We start from the raw sequence: 17,621 nt of genomic DNA, 5'->3' as shown, positions 1-17,621 counted from the left end.
GGGTGGGCATGGAGCGAACGGACATCCGGTTTCCTCAATCTCCAGCCGCGCGGTCCGGCGGCTTCGCCGGGATGATGTCGGCGCCCGGCTTCACATCGGCTTCATCGCCCGGGGCTAAGGTGACGGCATGCCGGACCCCGATCGCACCGAGCCCGGCGGGGTCGAGTTCGGGCTGCTCGGGCCGCTGCGGATCGCCTCGGGCGGCGCGGAACTGGCGCTGACCTCACCGCGTTCGCGCGTGTTCCTCGCGCTGCTGGTCCTGAACGCCGGACGGCAGGTGAGCCTCCAGGCCTTCGCCGACGCCATGTGGGGCGAGGCGCTGCCGAAGAACCCGCGTCGCGCGGTCCAGTTGTGCGCGGTGCGGGTGCGGGCCCGGCTGGAGCGGATCGGCGCGGGCGAGGTCATCGTCACGTGCCCGGACGGCTACCGGCTCGACGTCCCGCCCGGCCGCACCGATCTCGGGCGCGTCGAGGAGCTGCTGCGCGGGGGCGGCGACGAGCTGACGGCGGTGACGGCCGCGCTCGGGCTGTGGCGCGGCGAGCCGCTGGTGGACGTGCCGTCGGAATCCCTTCAGCGCGAGGTGGTCCCGGGCCTGGTGGAGCGGCGGCTGCGGCTGATCGAGCGCCGAAACGACATCCTCCTGGACGCCGGGAACGCCGCCGCCCTGGTCGGCGAGCTGGTCCCGCTCACCGCCGCGCACCCGCTGCGGGAGGCCTTCTGCCACCAGCTGATGCGCGCCTTGCACCACTGTGGACGGCGGGCCGAGGCCCTGGACGCCTTCCACCGCTTCCGCACGTCCCTGGGCGAGGAGCTCGGCCTCGACCCGGGCGAGGAGATCCGGGCGCTGCACGCGGCGATCCTGACCGGCGGCCCGGACGGCGGGCCGCCGCGCCTGCCCGTCCCCCGCCAGCTCCCGCCCGGCACGGCCGTCTTCACCGGCCGCGGCACCGAACTGGCCGCGCTCGACGGACTGCTGGACGCCCGGGAGCAGCCGGTCGTCGGCGTCCTCACCGGCACCGCCGGGGTCGGCAAGACCACCCTCGCCGTCCACTGGGCGCGCCGGATCGCCGACGCGTTCCCCGACGGTCAGCTCTTCGCCGACCTGCGCGGCCACCATCCCGGCCGGGCCCTGTCCCCGCAACAGGTCCAGGCCCGCTTCCTGCGCACCCTGGGCGTCCGCGGTGAGGACGTGCCCGCCGACGCCGAGGAACTCACCGCCCTCTACCGCTCCACGATGGACGGCCGGCGCACGCTCATGCTGCTGGACAACGCCGGTAGCGCCGACCAGGTCCGGCCGCTGCTGCCCGGCGCGGCCGGTTCCCTCGTCCTGGTCACCAGCCGCGACGTCCTGCTGAGCCTGATCGCCGGGCACGGCGCCCACCGGGTGAACCTCGACCTGTTCACCCTCGCCGAGGCCCGCGAGCTGCTGGAGCGCCGCATCGGCCCCGAACGGGTGGCCGCCGAGCCGCGCGCCGCCGACGACATCATCGCCGCCAGCGCCCGCCTCCCGCTGGCCCTGGCCATCGCCGCCGCCCGCGCCGTCATCGGCCGCGAGGACCGCCTGGGCGACCTGGCCGCGCAGCTGCGCGGCGGGATCGGCGCCTTCGACACCGACTCGGCGGCCACCGACGTCCGCGCGGTGTTCTCCTGGTCCTACCGCGCCCTGGGCGCCGGAGCGGCCCGCATGCTGCGGCTCCTGAGCCTGCACCCCGGCCCGCACGTCACCGTCCCCGCCGCCGCCAGCCTCGCCGGACTCACCACCCGCGACGCCGCGCGCCTGCTGGCCGAGCTGACCCGGGCGCACCTGGTCACCGAGTCCGCGGGCCGCCACACCCTCCACGACCTGATGCGCGAGTACGCCGCCGAACTGGCCGCCGCCGAGGAGACCCCCGCCGACCGCGAGGCCGCCACCGGCCGCGTCCTCGACCACTACCTGCACACCGCGCACGCCGCGTCCGCCGTCGTCAACCCGCTCCAGACCCGCGAGACCCTCGCCGCACCGCTCCCCGGCGTCCGGCCCGAACCCGTCGCCGGGACCGCGACCGAGTGGCTCACCGCCGAGCAGGACGTCCTGCTCGCCGTCCTGGACCGGGCCTCGGCCACCGGCCACCACCGGCGCGCCTGGCAGCTGGCCCGGGCCCTGTCCGGGCACTTCGAACGCCAAGGGGACTGGGCGCACTGGACCGGCTGCCAGCACGCCGCCCTCGCCGCCGCCGAACGCCTCGCCGACCCCGCCCTGCGCGCCAAGGCCCACCGCGGGCTCGGGCGCGTCCACGTCCGCCTCGCCCGCATCGAGGACGCCGAACACCACTTCACCGCCGCCCTGGAGCTCCACCGGAGCATCGGCGACCTGCCCGGCGAGGCGCACATCGCCGCCGACCTGGCCATCCTCCACGAGCAACAGGGCAGGTACCCCCAAGCGCTCGAACACGCGCTGCGGGCCCTCGCGCTGCACGAACCGCACACCGCCGGGCACGCCTACGCGCTCAACACCGTCGCCTGGTGCTACGCCCGCACCGGGCGATACGAACTCGCCCTCGACCACGGCCACCGCGCGCTGGCCGCCACCCGCGAACTCAACGCCCCCGGCGGCGAGATCGCCGTCCTGGACACCATCGGCTACGCCCACCACCACCTGCGGCGGTACCCCGAGGCGATCGCCAGCTACCGCGAGTCCATCGCGACCGCCGAACGCCTCGGCGACCGCTTCAACCTCGCGATGACCCTCGACAACCTCGGCGACACCTACACGGCCATGGGCGACGACGCCTCCGCGCTGGACGCCTGGCACCGGGCCGAGGCGATCCTGGACGAGCTGCGGCACCCGGCGCTGCGCCGGGTCCGGGAGAAGCTGCGCGGCTAGCCGACGACCTCGTGGCCGGTGCGCGCGCGATGGCACCCGTAGCACTCCCAGCACTCGTAGGACGCGCACTCCACGCAGATCGTCATGTTCTCCAGCCGGTTGGTCTGGCCGCAGGCGCAATACCCGCGTTGATGGAGCATCCCGATCCAGCCGAGCTCACCGCCGATCCCGGCCAGCGACGCGTCGATGAGCCCACGCAGTGCCGCAGCGTCGGTGGTGTGCCGCTGGAACCAGCAGTACAGCAGGAAGAACGCCACCCCGTCGACGAGCACGGGCTCGTCGGCCGCCGAGCCGCAGTGCTCGATGAGGCGCGCGATCCGCCGCTCGAAGGGGACCGTGCGGTCGAGGACGATCCCGTTGCCCGTTAACGCGTCCATGTGGCCTCTCGGGGTATGGAAGACGCCGGCCGGCGCGTGGGCCGACCGGCGTCCGGGCGTCGATCTAGAAGCGCGCGGGCTCCCGGTACTCGCCCCACTCCTCGCGCAGGACGTCGCAGATCTCGCCGAGGGTCGCCTCGGCGCGGACGGCGTCCAGCATCGCCGGGATCATGTTCTCGTCGGTGCGCGACACCTCGATGAGGTGCTTGAGGGCGGCGTCGACGGTGGCCTGATCGCGGGCGCCCTTGCGGTCGGTGAGCAGCGCGACCTGGGCGCGCTCGACCTCGTGGGACACGCGCATGATGTCCAGGTCGCGGGCCACGGTCTCGGTGTGGCAGTTGACGCCGACGATGCGCTTCTCGCCGCGCTCCAGCTTCTGCTGGTACTGGAAGGCGGCCTCGGCGATCTCGCCGGTGAACCAGCCGTCCTCGATGCCGCGCAGGATGCCGGAGGTGACCGGGCCGATCTTGTGGTTGCCGGCCGCGAGGGCCGCGCGGGTGGTGGTCCCGGCGTCCTCGCCCTGCTCGCCGCCCAGGGACAGGATGCGGCGGAAGATCGCCTCGGCCTCGGCCTCGATGCGGTCGGTGAGGGCCTCGACGTACCAGGAGCCGCCGAGCGGGTCGGCGACGTTGACCACGCCGGTCTCCTCCATGAGCACCGTCTGGGTGCGCAGGGCGATCTCGGCGGTCTCGTCGGTGGGCAGCGCGAGGGTCTCGTCCAGCGCGTTGGTGTGCAGCGAGTTCGTGCCTCCGAGGACGGCGGCGAGCGCCTCCACGGCGGTGCGGACCACGTTGTTCACCGGCTGCTGCGCGGTGAGCGACACCCCGGCGGTCTGGGTGTGGAAGCGCATCCACTGCGCCTTCTCGGAGGTGGCGCCGTAGACGTCGCGCAGCCAGCGCGCCCAGATGCGGCGGGCGGCGCGGAACTTGGCGATCTCCTCGAAGAAGTCGATGTGGGAGTCGAAGAAGAAGGACAGGCCCGGCGCGAACACGTTCACGTCCAGCCCGCGCGACAGGCCCAGCTCGACGTAGCCGAAGCCGTCGGCGATGGTGAACGCCAGCTCCTGCGCGGCGGTCGAACCGGCCTCGCGGATGTGGTAGCCGGACACCGACAGCGGCTTGTAGCGCGGGATCGTCCCGGCGCAGTACGCCATCAGGTCGCCGATGAGGCGCAGGTGCGGCTCGGGTTCGAACAGCCACTCCTTCTGCGCGATGTACTCCTTGAAGATGTCGGTCTGGAGCGTGCCGTCCAGCTTCGTGATGTCGGCGCCCTGCCGTTCGGCGGCGACGAGGTACATGCAGAAGGCCGGAACCGCCGGGCCCGAGATCGTCATGGACGTCGTGACGCCCTGCAGGTCGATCCCGTCGAACAGGACCTCCATGTCGGCGGCGGAGTCGATGGCCACCCCGCAGTGCCCGACCTCGCCGAGCGACTTGGCGTCGTCGGAGTCGCGGCCCATCAGCGTCGGCATGTCGAAGGCCACCGACAGGCCACCGCCACCGGCGGCGAGGAGCATCTTGTAGCGCTCGTTCGTCTGCTTGGCGTTGCCGAAACCGGCGAACTGGCGGATCGTCCACGCCCGCCCGCGGTAACCGGTCGGGTAGAGGCCGCGCGTGTAGGGGAACTCGCCGGGCCAGCCGATGCGCTCCATGCGCGGGTCGTCGACGTCCTCGGGCGGGCCGTACGCCGGGTCGAGTTCGAGCCCGGAGAGGGTGGTGAAGTCGACGTCGCGCTTGCGCGCGCCGTCGTAGCGCTCCTGCCAGCGGTCGCGTCCGGCGGAGATGTCGGCGGAGTTCACGTGTGGTCCTTCCGGTGCGGCTGCTTTGCCCCGACCATCCTAGGTCGCGTTCCTTAACGATCGCTAGGGCGTGGCCGGTGAGGCGGAGGTGGGGGCGGTGAACGCGTGGGGAAGGGCACACGACGCGGGAACGAGGGCGGTGGGACGGGCTCGCGTCGGCCGATCCGGGCGCCGTTCATGCGCCATTCGGCCGAATTGTCGCACCCGGCTGATACCCCTGAATGCAAGGGGCCCTCTCGCCGCCGCGGATGCACACACGACGCGCGCCACCCCGAACCCACGCCCGCTCCGGCCCGTCGGCGAACGCCAGAGGCCACGGAACCAGCGGCCTACTCCCGGGCGTCCACCCGGGCTCGAATGGCCGTGGCATGGCACGAGCGATCGGGGCGTGATTAGGGCTCGGCGCGATCCAGGCCGATTCAGCCGAATTGTCGTACCGGCCCGGCACCCCTGACTGCAAGGGGCCAACTTGCCGCCCCGGGCACACACACGACGCGCGCCACCCCGCCACCGCCCCGTGCCCGCTCACCCCACCCGCGCCCCCACCGGCACTGTGCGCCACCGCCAACCCTCCGCCGCCCCGATCACCGCGGCCCCACCCCGCCGCCACCCCACCACGTCGCCATCCGCCGAACCCGCCCCCGGCACCCCGTGCCAAGCCCGTCCGCACCCCCGCCCCCGCGCCGCCCATTCGCCCCTATTCCCTTATTCCTCCGCCCTCAGGCCCTTCGCTCCGGCATCGCCCCGCCATCTCCCCGCTCGTCGGCTGCGGACATGCCGAAGGCGGCACCCCGCCTGTCGGGATGCCGCCTTCGCGGGGGCCGAAGTACGTGGTTACGGCCTCCGAAGGTCCCCACCACTGATCGCGTCGATCAGTCCGGCCCAGTTCGAGGGGGTCGCCACCAGGACCGGCCCACCCCGGTCCTTGGAGTCGCGGACGCCGATCATCGGCTGCTCCACGGCGCGCGCCACCTCGACGCAGTTGCCGTTTCCCTGGCTGCTTCGGGACGCTTTGCGCCAGGTCAGGAACCTATAGCCGCCCACTGAATTACCTCCTGTCAGTCAACCGCTGCGCGGTGCTACTGAGCAGCTTCTCACTGTCCATAGGAGATAGCGAGGCCTCACGGAGACGTTCGAAGTGGGCGACGAGCGGGTTCACGTGTTCGGGGTCGGCGAGGAGTTCGTCCACCGCCGACATCTCCACCGCCGCGACCACTGGATCTTCGGCGTCGGGGTAGGTGAAGATCGAGTAACTCGACCACGGCACGCTGTAACCGGGTACGAGCGCGTCGACGGGGAGAATGCGGATCGTTATGCGGTCCGATTCGCGCTGGACGGCCAGCATGTGCTCCAGCTGCTCGGCCATGACCGGCGCGGAGACCGACAGCCGCCGCAGGGCGATCTCGTCGATGATGACCTCGTAGGTGGTCCCGCCGGGGCGCTGGAGCATCCGCTGGCGGCCGGCGCGGCCCTCCCAGACGAGCGGGTTGGACTCCTGGGATCCGGCGAGGGACGCGGCGGTGCGGTCGCGGGATTCCAGGTACGCCTGGGTTTGCAGCAGCCCGGGGATGAAGTTCTGCTCGTAGGCGCGGATGGTCGCCGCGCCCGCTTCGAGGTCGGCGTACATCGCCTGCCGGATGCCCATCTGCTCGGCGATCCGGTGCCACCAGCCCTGGTCGGCGGCGTCGCGGGCGATGTTCACCAGCTTGTTCCACTCGCCGCCGTCGACGTCGAGCGCGTCCAGCACCTTGATGATGTCGCCGACGTCGGGCCGGATGCGGCCGTTCTCCAGCCGGGAGAACTTCATGCGCGCCTGCCCGACCTTACGGGCGAGCTGCTCATGAGTGAGCCCTGCTTTCTTCCGGAGAGCGCGCAGCTCGTTGCCGAGCCGCATGCGCCGCACCAAAGGACTGATCATCCGCGATCACCGCCACTGATCTGGGTGAACTGTGAGTACTGCCGCCGTTGCCGACCTTACGCCGCAGGTCATTGAGGTCAACATGTGCGCACAGTCGCAAAGACGACAGAAATGGTAAGGGACGTACGCTAACACTCACCGTCCGATGTACTCGGCGGCACCGTCCACAAGGTGCAGTCGCGCATCGCAGGCACCGGCCGCTTCCAGGTCGTGCGTGGCGAAAACCACCGCCGCGCCGCGCCAGGCCTCCGCGTGCAACAGCTCCAGAACTCTTTCCCGGTTCGCGGCGTCCAGTTCGGACGTTATCTCATCGGCGAGCAACACGCTTCCCTTCTGCGCCAGGCCACGCGCGATCGCCACCCGTTGCTGCTGCCCGCCGGACAGCTCCTCGACGAGCTGCTCGACCTGCCCGGCGAGACCGACGCGCTCCAGCGCGTCCACGGCCCGCTCGGCGGCCTCCTCGGACCCGCATCCGGTGCCGATCAAGGGGATCAGCACGTTCTCGTAGGCGGTGAGGCTGGGTGCCACGCCGTTGTCCTGCGGGATGAGGACGATGCCGTGCGCGACGGCCGAGTCGCGGTCGCCCACCGGCTCACCCGCGTAGGTGATGGTCCCGCTCTCCGGGCGCACCAGCCCGGTCAGCGTCCACAGGAGACTGGTCTTGCCCGCGCCGGACGCGCCGGTGACGGCCAGCACGCGGCCGGGCTCGGCGAGCATCGACACGCCGGTGAGGATGTGGTGCCCACCGGCGGAGACGGTGAGGGAGTCGGCGATGAGCGCGCCCCCGGCGTCCACAGTGGTCATGTCTCGCTCCCGGTGCCGATGGTGGGGATGAGCCGGATGGTGCCGTCGGGTTCGGCCTCGGCCCGCATGAGCGTGCCGGGCGGGTGCAGCTCCAGCAGCTCCTGCGGCAGGTGCACCGATCCGTCGCGGCCGACGATGAGGTAGTCCTCGCCGCGGCGGCCCTCGGCGCCCACCCGGCCGTCGCGGATGGTGACCGTGCGGTGCATCCGCTCGCCCACCTCGGGGTCGTGGGTGACCACGATGACGGTGCGGCCGGTGGCGTGGACCGCCTCCAGCGCGGCCAGGACCTCGTCGCGCGCGTGGGTGTCCAATTGGGACGTCGGCTCGTCGGCCAGCAGCAGGCCCGCGCCGCTGGCGGCGCCCACGGCCACCGCCAGGCGCTGCCGCTCACCGGGCGACAGCCGCTTCGGGAGGCTGCTCGCGACGCCGGATCCGGTGAGCCCCACCAGGTCCAGCAGCTCCCGCGCGGCCGGCATGTCGGTGCGGTACTCGCGCGGGACCTCCCGCTGCGCGAAGCGGATGTTGTCCTCGGCGCCCAGGTAAGGCAGCAGGTTGCGCGAGGCGCCCTGGAGGACCACGCCGACATCGTTGGCGCGCATGCGCTGCAGCTCCATCGGCCCGGCCTTGGCCAGGTCGTGGGGCCCGACGCTGAGCCGCCCGGCCGAGGGCCGCAGCAGCCCCGCCATCAGGCCCATGAGCGTGGACTTCCCCGATCCGGACGGCCCGACCAGCGCCAGCGACTCCCCCGGCGCGACGTCGAGGTCCACACCGGACAGCGCGACCACGTCGTAGCCGTCCAGGCGGTAGATGTAGACCAGTCCCCGGCAGGTGACGCCGATGGGGTCGCGGACGATCGCGATGCTCACTGCTCTCCTTCCCGCAGCCGGGAGGCGCGGCCGACGCGGCGCAGGGTGCGCACCGCGACGCCGACCGCCGCGGCGAATCCGAACAGGGTCACCGCGACCGCGGCTGGCGGCCACGGGCCGGTCCACACCAGGTCGGGCGGCAGGCTGTCGCCCTCGGCCGACACCAGCGGTATCAGCGGGATCATCAGCTTCGAGGCGACCGCGCCGGACGCCACGCCGAGCAGCAGCGGCACGCCCACCACGATCACGTACTCGTAGGCGACGCTGCGGCGCAGCACCTTGCGCGGCACACCGGCCACGCGCAGGGCGGCGACCTCGTAGCCGCGCGCCGCCGAGGCCGCCTGCGCGGTGAACAGGACGCTGCCCACCGCCAGCAGCACCGCCGCGCCACCGGCGAGCAGGTACAGCCGCAGCGACAGCGCGGGCGCGCGGCGTCCGACGCGGTCGAGGTAGGCGGTCATCGAGTCGGTGCCGGTGACGTCGATACCGGCCGCCGCCAGCCGCTGGGGCAGGTCGGCGGGGGCGTCGGCGGTGGCCCACACCTGGTAGACCACTGTGGACAGGTTGGACACCGAGCCGAGCGTGGTGGCCTGCGTGGTGAGCAGCCCGAGGTCGGTGAACAGCCCGCGCGTCCCGCCCTGCGGCAGGATCCGCGCCGAACCGGTCACGTGGAAGGGCTGCGGGACGCCGTTGAGGCCCGGGTAGGCGAAGTCGGCCGCGGCCTTGTCGTCGGCGGGCGCCTCACCGGCGATCACCGCCGGCAGGTCGGCCGGGATCGAGGCGTGCTCGGCGATCAGGTCGCGCGTCTCGACGCTGCGAGCCTGCATGCGCAGGCCGGTTCCGTCCGCGCTCACCAGGAAGCCGGAGTCGCCGAGCCCGGCCAGCCGCCGCCAGTTCGCCGGATCGCCGAGCGTCGCGCTCAGATCGGTGTCGCCGGAGGCCATCCCGGAGACGGTGACGGTCGCGCTGATCTCGTCGGAGCTGCCGGGGAAGCGGCTCAGGCCCAGCCCGACCAGGCGGCACGGCCCGGGGCAGACGGTCGAGGTGAAGGTGTTGCGGCCCTCCACCAGGTCGCCGAGGCGGGCGGTGATGGTGCGGTCCCCGTCGGTGAGGACGGTGGCGACCAGCTTGATCGGCCGCTGGCTGGACAGCCCGCTCGCGGTCGCCTCGATGGTCAGCGAACCGTTCAGCCGCACCGGATCGGGCAGGCCCGGCCGCAGTTGCCGCGCGACGTCCTCCAGCGCGGCCCGGTCGTGGTCGCGCCAGCGGCCCACCGCCGCCAGCCGGTCCGACTGCACGCCGATCACGGAGAAGGTCGCGTCGTTGTAGCGGGACAGCGCACGGGCCGCGGCCATCGCGTACGTCCCTTGTGGATCGACGGAGGTCACCGCGTTGATCAGCGCCACCGGATCCTTCGTGGTGACGGTGTAGACGGTGTCGGCGCCCAGGGCGTCCTCGGCGGCCAGCTCGCGATTGTGCTCGCCCATCTGCCAGGCGATCGCGGCGAAGGACAGCAGCGAGACCGCCACCGTCACCAGCACCACCAGCTGCCGCATCGCCGGTCGCCGCGCGATCTGCGTCCAGGTCAGCATCGCGGTGGCCCGGCCCCGGGTCCCGGCCGCGCCGACCCGGCCCTTGGCGAAGATCGCCAGCAGCCGCGCCGTCGCGATGCCCACCAGCAGCGCCAGCATCGGCGGCGCCAGCAGCACCAGCGTCCGCGACTCGCCCGGCTTGGCCTCCACCGCCTGGTAGACGGCGATCGCGGCGACGGCGGCCAGCACGCCGTCCACGATGCCCACCCGCCAGCCCTTGCGCGGCGGGACCCGGCGCAGCAGGTCCGGGACGCCCAGCGAGAGCGTCCGCCACGCGCCGATCGTGGCCGCCACGGCCGCACCGGCGATCGCGGTGAGCGCGTAGACGAAGACGTCGGCGTCGATCCGCACGTGCGTGCCCCCGGCCAGCACCAGCGAGGCGGTGCCCTCGACCAGGCCCAGGCCCAGCAGGAACCCGAAGGGCGCGGCGAGCGCGATGAGCCATAGCGGCTCGCCGAGTCCGAATCGGACGGTTCCGCCGCGCTGGTAGCCGCGCAGTTTCGCCAGCGCGATCTCGGGTCCGCGCCCGGCGGTGAGGTTGGCGACGACGAGGAAGAGGACGAACCAGCACAGCAGGATGAGCGGGATGGAGACCACCGGGACGGCCGCGGCGACGGCGTCGTTGTCGGCGCGGACTCCGCCGAAGACGCCGGGCAGGACGGTGTCGATGTTGCGGCCCTCGGCCAGCAGGGCGGTCTTGAGGTCGGCGAGTGCGTCCTGGATGGTCTCCACGTCGGCCAGGCGCGGCACCTCGCGCAGGACCGGGTACTCCAGGCCGGTGGTGATCGGGATCTTCGGCCCGCCGAAGGCCCGGACGACCTCAGGGCCGGCGACGAAGACGGCGTCGGAGATCATCTTGTCCTGCTCGTCGCGCCCGAAGGAGAAGTACGGGTTGGGGCCCCAGTAGGGGTCCTTGAGGTCGGTGGCCTCGTGCAGCCCGACGAGCGTGAGGCTCCCCTGGTACGGGTGGCCGGGCTGGCCGTTGACGACGGTGACGCTCTGCCCGAGGACGAAGCCGAGGGCCTTGGCCGATCGCGCCGACATCGTCACTTCGCCGGGCCCGGTGGGGCAGTGGCCGGAGGTGAAGGTGAGGTGCGCGCATACCGCGTCCCGGGAGGAGACGAGTACCTGCGCGTTCTCACTGCCGCCGGTGATGGCGGCGCGGCCGCTGTTGTTGAAGTCGGTGTAGCCGACGGGATCGCCGAGCATTTCGGCGATCTTCGGCCGCTTGGCCAGTTCGGCGGTGATGGCCGCGCGGAACTCGGCGGGGTCCCGGTAGGCCTCGCCGGTCTCGTCGCCGACGGTGTAGAGGGTGACGGTGGCGGTCGGCGTGCTCATGGCCCGCATCTCGTCGGTGAGCATCGACTGCTGCGCCGCCGCCGTGTAGGCGGGGGCGAGGACGGCCGCGGCGACGGCCACGATGGCCAGTGTGAAGACCACGGCCGAGCGGCCGGCCCGATGTCTGATGCCGCGGAAGGTCACATTGGACACTCGGGTCCGCCTCTCCCCGTGGGACGTGGATCACAAGCTTCCGACGCGGGGAGGGGAAGTGGGAGGTGTGTATCCGGATCGTTAGCCAACGGAGACGCGCTGGAGATGGGGGGTGGGGAGGTGGCGGATTGGTATTGAGATAGGGGTATTTGTCGATGTTTTCGATCATCTGTACGATCGGTCCGGGAGGAACGCTTTCACCCGGACGGTTCGCCGAGGAAGGGGGCACACTGTGCTTATGGAGATGCGCGCGCGAGCGGACGAGGGCGTCGAGGACGCTCCGGCTGAGGGCACCATCCTCAAGACCTTCTTCGACATCAGCGACATGACGCCGCCGGGTTATCAGGCCGAACTGATCACCGAGAGGATCGTCGTGAACCCGCCCCCGTCAGCCGCCCACGAGTCGAACTATGACGAGATCGACGAGCAGATCCGGCAGCATCATCCACGCGTCTACCGGCTCAGCGGCAACACCGGCCTGATCACTCCACTCGGCAGGTTCATCCCCGACCTCACCGTGAGCCCGAAGGGCACACTGCGCGGCCCGGAGACCTGGTCGCCACCCACCGAGGTCGAACTCGTCGCCGAGATCACCTCACCGAGCGGCCGTAACGAGGACCTCGGTATCAAGCGGCGCGGCTACGCACAGGCGGGCATCCCCATCTACCTGCTCATCGATCGCAAAGAACGCACGGTGATCCTGTACGACCTGCCCAAGGATCACGACTACACCCAGAAACGCACCGTCAAGTTCGGCGACCCGCTACCCCTGCCCGAACCGTTCGCGTTCACGCTGGAAACGGCCGACTTCGTCTAGCGAAAGCGCCCGGTCCCCCGGGCGCTCCCCACGACTCCCGCTACCCCAGCAGCCGGTCGGCCGCCGCGTACGGGTCCATCTCGCCCGCCGCGACCGCCGAGGCCAGCTCGTCGGTGACGTCCAGGCGCGCGCGCAGCAGCCCGAGCGCGATGGCGGTGATCTCCGCCGAGGCGCGGGCGGTGCGGCGGCGCTGAAGCTCGCCGTGCTCGGCCAGCCAGGAGTGGTGCTTGCCGATCGCCTCCAGCAGCTCCTCCAGGCCCTCGGTCTTGTGCGCGACGGTCTTCACGATCGGCTGGCGCCACTCGTTGGGTTCGCGGGTGACCAGGGCCATCATGGAGCGGATGTCGCGGAGGGTGTGGTCGGCGCCGTCCCGGTCGGCCTTGTTGATCACGAAGACGTCGGCGATCTCCAGGATCCCGGCCTTGACCGCCTGGATGCCGTCGCCCATGCCGGGCGCCAGCAGCACCAGCGTCGTGTCGGCGAGGCTGGCGATGTCGACCTCGGCCTGGCCGACACCGACGGTCTCCACCAGGATCACGTCGCAGCCGACACCGTCCAGGACGCGCACGGCCTGCGGGGTCGTGGCCGACAGGCCGCCCAGGTGGCCGCGCGAGGACATCGAGCGGATGTAGACGCCGGGGTCGGTGGCGTGCTCCTGCATGCGGATGCGGTCGCCGAGGATCGCGCCGCCGGAGAACGGCGAGGACGGGTCGATGGCCAGGACCCCGACCTTCTTCCCCTCCCGCCGGTAGGCCGCCACCAGCGCGGTGGTGGTCGTGGACTTGCCGACGCCGGGCGAACCGGTGAGGCCGATGACCTGCGCGTGTCCCGCGTAGGGAGCCAGGGCCGAGGCGACCTCGCGGACGCCGGGGCCACCCGACTCGACCAGTGTGACGAGCCGGGCCACGGCGCGGTGGTCACCGCTCCGGGCCCGGCTCACGAGCTCAGAAATCACGGACGAGCCTCGCTCCGCGAGCCACGTCCGTGATCCAGACAATGCTCTGTTTTCTGGTGAGTTCGCTGGCGCTCACTCACTGCTCGGCACCTTGAGGATGAGCGCGTCGCCCTGACCGCCGCCGCCGCACAGGGCCGCCGCGCCGATGCCGCCGCCGTTACGGCGCAGCTGGAGCGCCAGGGTCAGCGCCAGGCGCGCGCCGGAGGCGCCGATGGGGTGGCCGAGGGCGATGGCGCCGCCCTGCGGGTTGACGATGGCCAGGTCCACGCCCAGCTCCTTGGTCGACTGGAGGCCGACGGAGGCGAAGGCCTCGTTGATCTCGATGACCGTGAGGTCGGCGGCGGTGATGCCCTCCTTCTCCACGGCCTTCTTGATCGCGTTGGCGGGCTGCGAGTGCAGCGAGTTGTCGGGACCGGCGACCGAGCCGTGCGCGCCGATCTCGGCGAGCCAGGTCAGCCCCAGGGCCTCGGCCTTCGCCTTCGGCATGACCACCACGGCGGCGGCGCCGTCGTTGATGGAGGAGGCGTTGCCGGCGGTGATGGTGCCGTCCTTGGTGAAGGACGGGCGCAGCTTGCCCAGGACCTCGGCGGAGGTGTCGGCGCGGATGCCCTCGTCGGCGCGGACGACGATCGGGTCGCCCTTGCGCTGCGGGATCTCCACCGGGACGATCTCCTCGTCCAGGAAACCGTTCTTCTGCGCCTCGGCGGCCAGGCGGTGGCTGCGGGCGGCGAACTCGTCCTGCTCGGCGCGGCCGATGCCCAGGCGCGTGTTGTGGTGCTCGGTCGACTCGCCCATCGGGATCTTGTCGTAGGCGTCGGTCAGGCCGTCGAGGGCCATGTGGTCGGCGAGGGTGACGTCGCCGTACTTGTAGCCCTTGCGCTGCCCCATGAGCAGGTGCGGCGCGCCGGTCATGGACTCCATGCCGCCGGCCACGATGATCTCGGCCTCACCGGCGCGGATCAGCTGGTCGGCCAGCGCGATGGCGTTGAGGCCGGACAGGCAGACCTTGTTGATGCCCAGTGCCGGGACGGTCATCGGGATACCGGCCAGGACCGCGGCCTGACGGGCGGGAATCTGCCCCTGCCCGGCCTGCAGGACCTGCCCCATGATGACGTAGTCGACCTGCTCCGGGGCGACGCCCGCGCGCTCCAGGGCGCCCTTGATCGCCACGCCGCCCAGGGCGGTGGCCGGCAGGTCGGCGAGGGCGCCGAGCAGCTTGCCGATCGGGGTGCGTGCGCCGTGCACGATGACGTTGGTCATTACGCCTCCGGTCTGGGGGTGTTACGGAGAGGGACGTCGCCGGGGTCTCCGGCCCATCCGCCAGACTAGCCCGATGAGCGCTTTGACACCCGTCGGCCTGCTGCGAATCGATCACGTCGGCATCGCGGTCCCGGACCTGGACGCGGCGATCGAGTTCTACACGGGCACGTTCGGCGCGACCTGCGAGCACGTCGAGGAGAACACCGAGCAGGGCGTGCGCGAAGCGATGCTGCGCATCGGCTCCGGCGACTCGATGATCCAGCTGCTGGCGCCCCTTTCGCCCGATTCCACGATCGGCCGGTTCCTGGGCAAAAAGGGTCCGGGGATGCAGCAGCTGGCCTACACGGTCGCCGACATCGACGTCGCGTGCGCGGCCCTGCGCGAGCGTGGCGTTCGTCTCATCTACGACGAGCCGCGCCGGGGCACCTCGAACTCGCGCGTGAACTTCGTGCACCCGGCCGACGCGGGGGGCGTGCTGATCGAGCTCGTCCAGCCGGCGGGGTGAACGTGGCACGGGGGGCTTCGCCGCGAGGCGTGGATCTGGACCGCCGGGCGCGGGCGCGGCTGCTGCTGCGCACCACGCCGGGCGCGGTCGACTACCTGTTCGAAGAGGTCCGGCACCTCGCCGGCGACATCACCCGGCGCCCGGACGGGCTGACGCTGGACTGGGACGGGCCGCTGCGCCCGCTGGCCGACGTCCGCTACTTCAGCGGCGCGGCGGTGGTCCTGGACGACGTGGAGGCCCGCGCGGGCGACCCGGACGGCGTGTTCGCCGCGCTGGACGCCCCGGTGCGCTTCCGGGTCGCCCCGGTCGGCGAGGAGCGCTGGGACCTGCGCGACCTGCTGAGCGAGAAGTTCGGCTGGGTCAACGACGCCGGTGACTGGTCGGTGAACGTCGAGCGCGACGAGCGCGAGGGCCTGATCGCCGAGATCGGCCCGCTGTTCTACCCGCGCCGCTTCGGCGAGCTGACGCGCGCCCCGGCCTCCACGACCCCGGTGGTCGCGGCGGTGATGGTGCGGCTGGCCAAGATCGAGCCGGGCCAGACGGTCGTGGACCCGTGCTGCGGCGCGGGGACGCTGCTGGTCACGGCGGGCCAGATGGCCGAGCCGGGCGAGCTGCTCGGTTTCGACCTGATGGACCGCTGGGTCGAGGCGGCCCGGGAGAACCTGGACGCCCGGCGCGTCCCGTGCGTCGTCGCGCGCGGGGACGCCGCCGCGCTGCCGCTGCCGGACGGCTCGGTCGACCGGCTGGTGGCCAATCTGCCGTTCGGCAAGCGGGTCGGCTCGCACGCGGGCAACACGAGGCTGTACCCGGCGCTGCTGCGGGAGGTCCGGCGGGTGCTGCGGGGCAAGGGCCGCGCGGTGCTGCTGACGGAGGACAAGCGCCTGTTCCGCGAGTCGGTGCAGCGCACCCACGGCCTGCGCGTGGTCAAGGAGATCGAGTTCACCCGGCCGGGCGCGCATCCTTCGGCCTATGTGGTCACTTCCCGGAGATCCTGAGCTTTTGGAGGGTGCTGTGGACGTCCGCTGGTCGGCGGTGACCGATGAGGTCGCCCCTTATGCCTTCACCCCCGCCGAGCTGCGGCGGGCGGAGTCCTTCCGCTTCGCCGCCGACCGGGACGCCTACCTGGCCGCGCACGCCCTCGTCCGCGACTGCGCGGCGGCGCTGCTGGGCGCCGATCCGGCGGTGCTGACGCTGACCCACCTGTGCCCCGACTGCGGCGACACCGAGCACGGCCGCCCGATCATCGAGGGCGTGCACGTGAGCCTGTCGCACACCCGCACCCACGTGGCCGCGGCGGCGGCCGACCGCCTGATCGGCGTCGACATCGAGGAGACCGGCCGCGAGGACGTCCCCGACTCGGTGCTGGCGCCCGGCGAGCGCGGGGACGGCCCGTCGCGGTTGCGCCGCTGGGTGCTGAAGGAGGCGCTGGTGAAGGTGGGCGCGACGTCCCTGGACGGGCTGGCCGGGGTGGATTTGTCGCATGTGGACACCGATGGCCGGTTCCGGTGGCGGGACTGGGATCTCGATGTCTCTCTTGTGGACGGCGGTCGCGCCCGGCTGGGCGTGGCGGTGGCCTGACCTCCGCTTATTCAGTGAGTCTCGGGGCGGTTTCTAGGCGTCACTTTTTTAGGCTAGCCTAACCTCACCTGACCCCCAGGGAGGTTCTGTGAGCATCGCCGTGGTCACCGGCGCCGCCAGCGGTATCGGCGCCGCCGTCGCCGAAGCCCTCGCCGCCGAGGGACACACCGTCGCCGGGATCGACCTGGACGGCCCGTACGCCGCCGACGTCGCCGATCCGCTCGCCGTCACCGGCGTCATCGCGTCCATCGAGGACGGGCTGGGACCGGTGGAGATCCTGGTCAACGCCGCCGGGATCTGCCGCACCGGACCGGCGGTGGACCTGGCCGACGCCGACTGGGACGCGCTGTTCGCGGTCAACGCCACCGGCGTCATGCGCGTCTCGCGCGAGGTCGCCCGCCGGATGGCGCCGCGCGGGCGGGGCACCATCGTCACCGTCGCCTCCAACGCGGGCGGGATCCCCCGCGCGCACATGGCCGCCTACGCCGCCAGCAAGGCCGCCGCCGCGCACTTCACCCGCTGCCTGGGTCTGGAGCTGGCGCCGCGCGGCGTCCGCTGCAACGTCGTCTCGCCCGGCTCCACCGACACCCCGATGCAGCGCGCCCTGTGGGCCGGGACCGGCGGCGCCGCCGCCGTCATCGCCGGTGACCCCGCGCTGTTCAAGACCGGCATCCCGCTGGGCCGCCTGGCCGAGCCCGCCGACGTCGCCGCCGCCGTGGTCTTCCTGGCCTCCCCGGCCGCGCGGCACATCACCATGCAGGACCTCTACGTCGACGGCGGCGCGACCCCGCGCTGAC

General features: G+C 72.3%; 15 protein-coding genes. 6 read left to right on the top strand and 9 right to left on the bottom strand.

Annotated elements, in window-relative coordinates; all coding sequences use genetic code 11:
• Positions 1-127 precede the first annotated feature (127 nt).
• Positions 128-2,863 (top strand): AfsR/SARP family transcriptional regulator, encoded by a 2,736-nt coding sequence (locus QSK10_RS32250; RefSeq protein WP_285667302.1) that lies wholly within the window; start codon positions 128-130, stop codon positions 2,861-2,863.
• Here the strand turns inward: QSK10_RS32250 and QSK10_RS32245 are convergent.
• The 7 genes from QSK10_RS32245 to QSK10_RS32215 form a co-directional block, all read right to left on the bottom strand.
• Positions 2,860-3,240 carry a hypothetical protein gene (locus tag QSK10_RS32245; protein WP_285667301.1) on the bottom strand — a complete coding sequence of 127 codons (381 nt, stop codon included), beginning with the start codon at positions 3,238-3,240 and terminating at the stop codon, positions 2,860-2,862. The two genes, QSK10_RS32250 and QSK10_RS32245, sit on opposite strands and share 4 nt — an antisense overlap.
• Positions 3,241-3,304: 64 nt before the next feature.
• On the bottom strand, positions 3,305-5,038 hold the full coding sequence (gene icmA, locus QSK10_RS32240) for a coenzyme B12-dependent isobutyryl-CoA mutase large subunit (protein WP_285667300.1): 1,734 nt from the start codon (positions 5,036-5,038) through the stop codon (positions 3,305-3,307).
• Positions 5,039-5,872: 834 nt separating this feature from the next.
• Entirely contained in the window at positions 5,873-6,082 is a 210-nt protein-coding gene (locus QSK10_RS32235) for a DUF397 domain-containing protein (protein ID WP_285667299.1), read from the bottom strand.
• 4 nt (positions 6,083-6,086) lie between these two features.
• Entirely contained in the window at positions 6,087-6,956 is an 870-nt protein-coding gene (locus tag QSK10_RS32230) for a helix-turn-helix domain-containing protein (protein ID WP_285667298.1), read from the bottom strand.
• A 135-nt stretch (positions 6,957-7,091) separates the two neighbouring features.
• On the bottom strand, positions 7,092-7,760 hold the full coding sequence (locus tag QSK10_RS32225; protein WP_285667297.1) for an ATP-binding cassette domain-containing protein: 669 nt from the start codon (positions 7,758-7,760) through the stop codon (positions 7,092-7,094).
• A complete protein-coding gene (locus QSK10_RS32220) occupies positions 7,757-8,626 on the bottom strand; it encodes an ABC transporter ATP-binding protein (RefSeq protein WP_285667296.1) in 870 nt (289 codons plus the stop codon). The genes QSK10_RS32225 and QSK10_RS32220 overlap by 4 nt, the downstream gene beginning before the upstream one ends.
• On the bottom strand, positions 8,623-11,709 hold the full coding sequence (locus QSK10_RS32215) for an FtsX-like permease family protein (RefSeq protein ID WP_285667295.1): 3,087 nt from the start codon (positions 11,707-11,709) through the stop codon (positions 8,623-8,625). The genes QSK10_RS32220 and QSK10_RS32215 overlap by 4 nt, the downstream gene beginning before the upstream one ends.
• 238 nt (positions 11,710-11,947) lie before the next feature.
• Between QSK10_RS32215 and QSK10_RS32210 the strand changes: the two genes are divergently transcribed.
• Positions 11,948-12,526, top strand: a complete 579-nt coding sequence (locus QSK10_RS32210) for a Uma2 family endonuclease (protein WP_285667294.1) — start codon at positions 11,948-11,950, stop codon at positions 12,524-12,526.
• A 40-nt stretch (positions 12,527-12,566) separates the two neighbouring features.
• On the opposite strand, the gene meaB is transcribed toward QSK10_RS32210, so the two are convergent.
• Positions 12,567-13,523 (bottom strand): methylmalonyl Co-A mutase-associated GTPase MeaB, encoded by a 957-nt coding sequence (gene meaB, locus QSK10_RS32205; protein WP_285667293.1) that lies wholly within the window; start codon positions 13,521-13,523, stop codon positions 12,567-12,569.
• Positions 13,524-13,553: 30 nt separating this feature from the next.
• On the bottom strand, positions 13,554-14,741 hold the full coding sequence (locus QSK10_RS32200) for an acetyl-CoA C-acetyltransferase (RefSeq protein ID WP_285667292.1): 1,188 nt from the start codon (positions 14,739-14,741) through the stop codon (positions 13,554-13,556).
• Positions 14,742-14,814: 73 nt separating this feature from the next.
• Between QSK10_RS32200 and mce the strand changes: the two genes are divergently transcribed.
• The 4 genes from mce to QSK10_RS32180 all read left to right on the top strand — a co-directional run bounded on the left by mce (position 14,815) and on the right by QSK10_RS32180 (position 17,620).
• Positions 14,815-15,246, top strand: coding sequence for a methylmalonyl-CoA epimerase (gene mce / locus QSK10_RS32195; protein WP_285667291.1), 432 nt, complete (start codon positions 14,815-14,817; stop codon positions 15,244-15,246).
• A 29-nt stretch (positions 15,247-15,275) separates the two neighbouring features.
• The gene (locus QSK10_RS32190) at positions 15,276-16,241 is read left to right on the top strand and encodes a TRM11 family SAM-dependent methyltransferase (protein WP_285667290.1); all 966 of its coding nucleotides are present in this window, start codon (positions 15,276-15,278) and stop codon (positions 16,239-16,241) included.
• Between the two features lie 16 nt (positions 16,242-16,257).
• Positions 16,258-16,824: a 4'-phosphopantetheinyl transferase family protein gene (locus QSK10_RS32185; protein ID WP_285667289.1), complete on the top strand. Its 567-nt coding sequence runs from the start codon at positions 16,258-16,260 to the stop codon at positions 16,822-16,824.
• Between the two features lie 88 nt (positions 16,825-16,912).
• Complete coding sequence (locus tag QSK10_RS32180) at positions 16,913-17,620, top strand: SDR family oxidoreductase (protein WP_285667288.1); 708 nt, start codon at positions 16,913-16,915, stop codon at positions 17,618-17,620.
• Position 17,621: the final 1 nt, after the last annotated feature.

The organism is Actinorhabdospora filicis, from assembly GCF_030269765.1.
GTDB classification, from domain to species: Bacteria; Actinomycetota; Actinomycetes; order Mycobacteriales; family Micromonosporaceae; genus Actinorhabdospora; species Actinorhabdospora filicis.
This window is presented reverse-complemented; position numbering and strand designations above follow the sequence as displayed.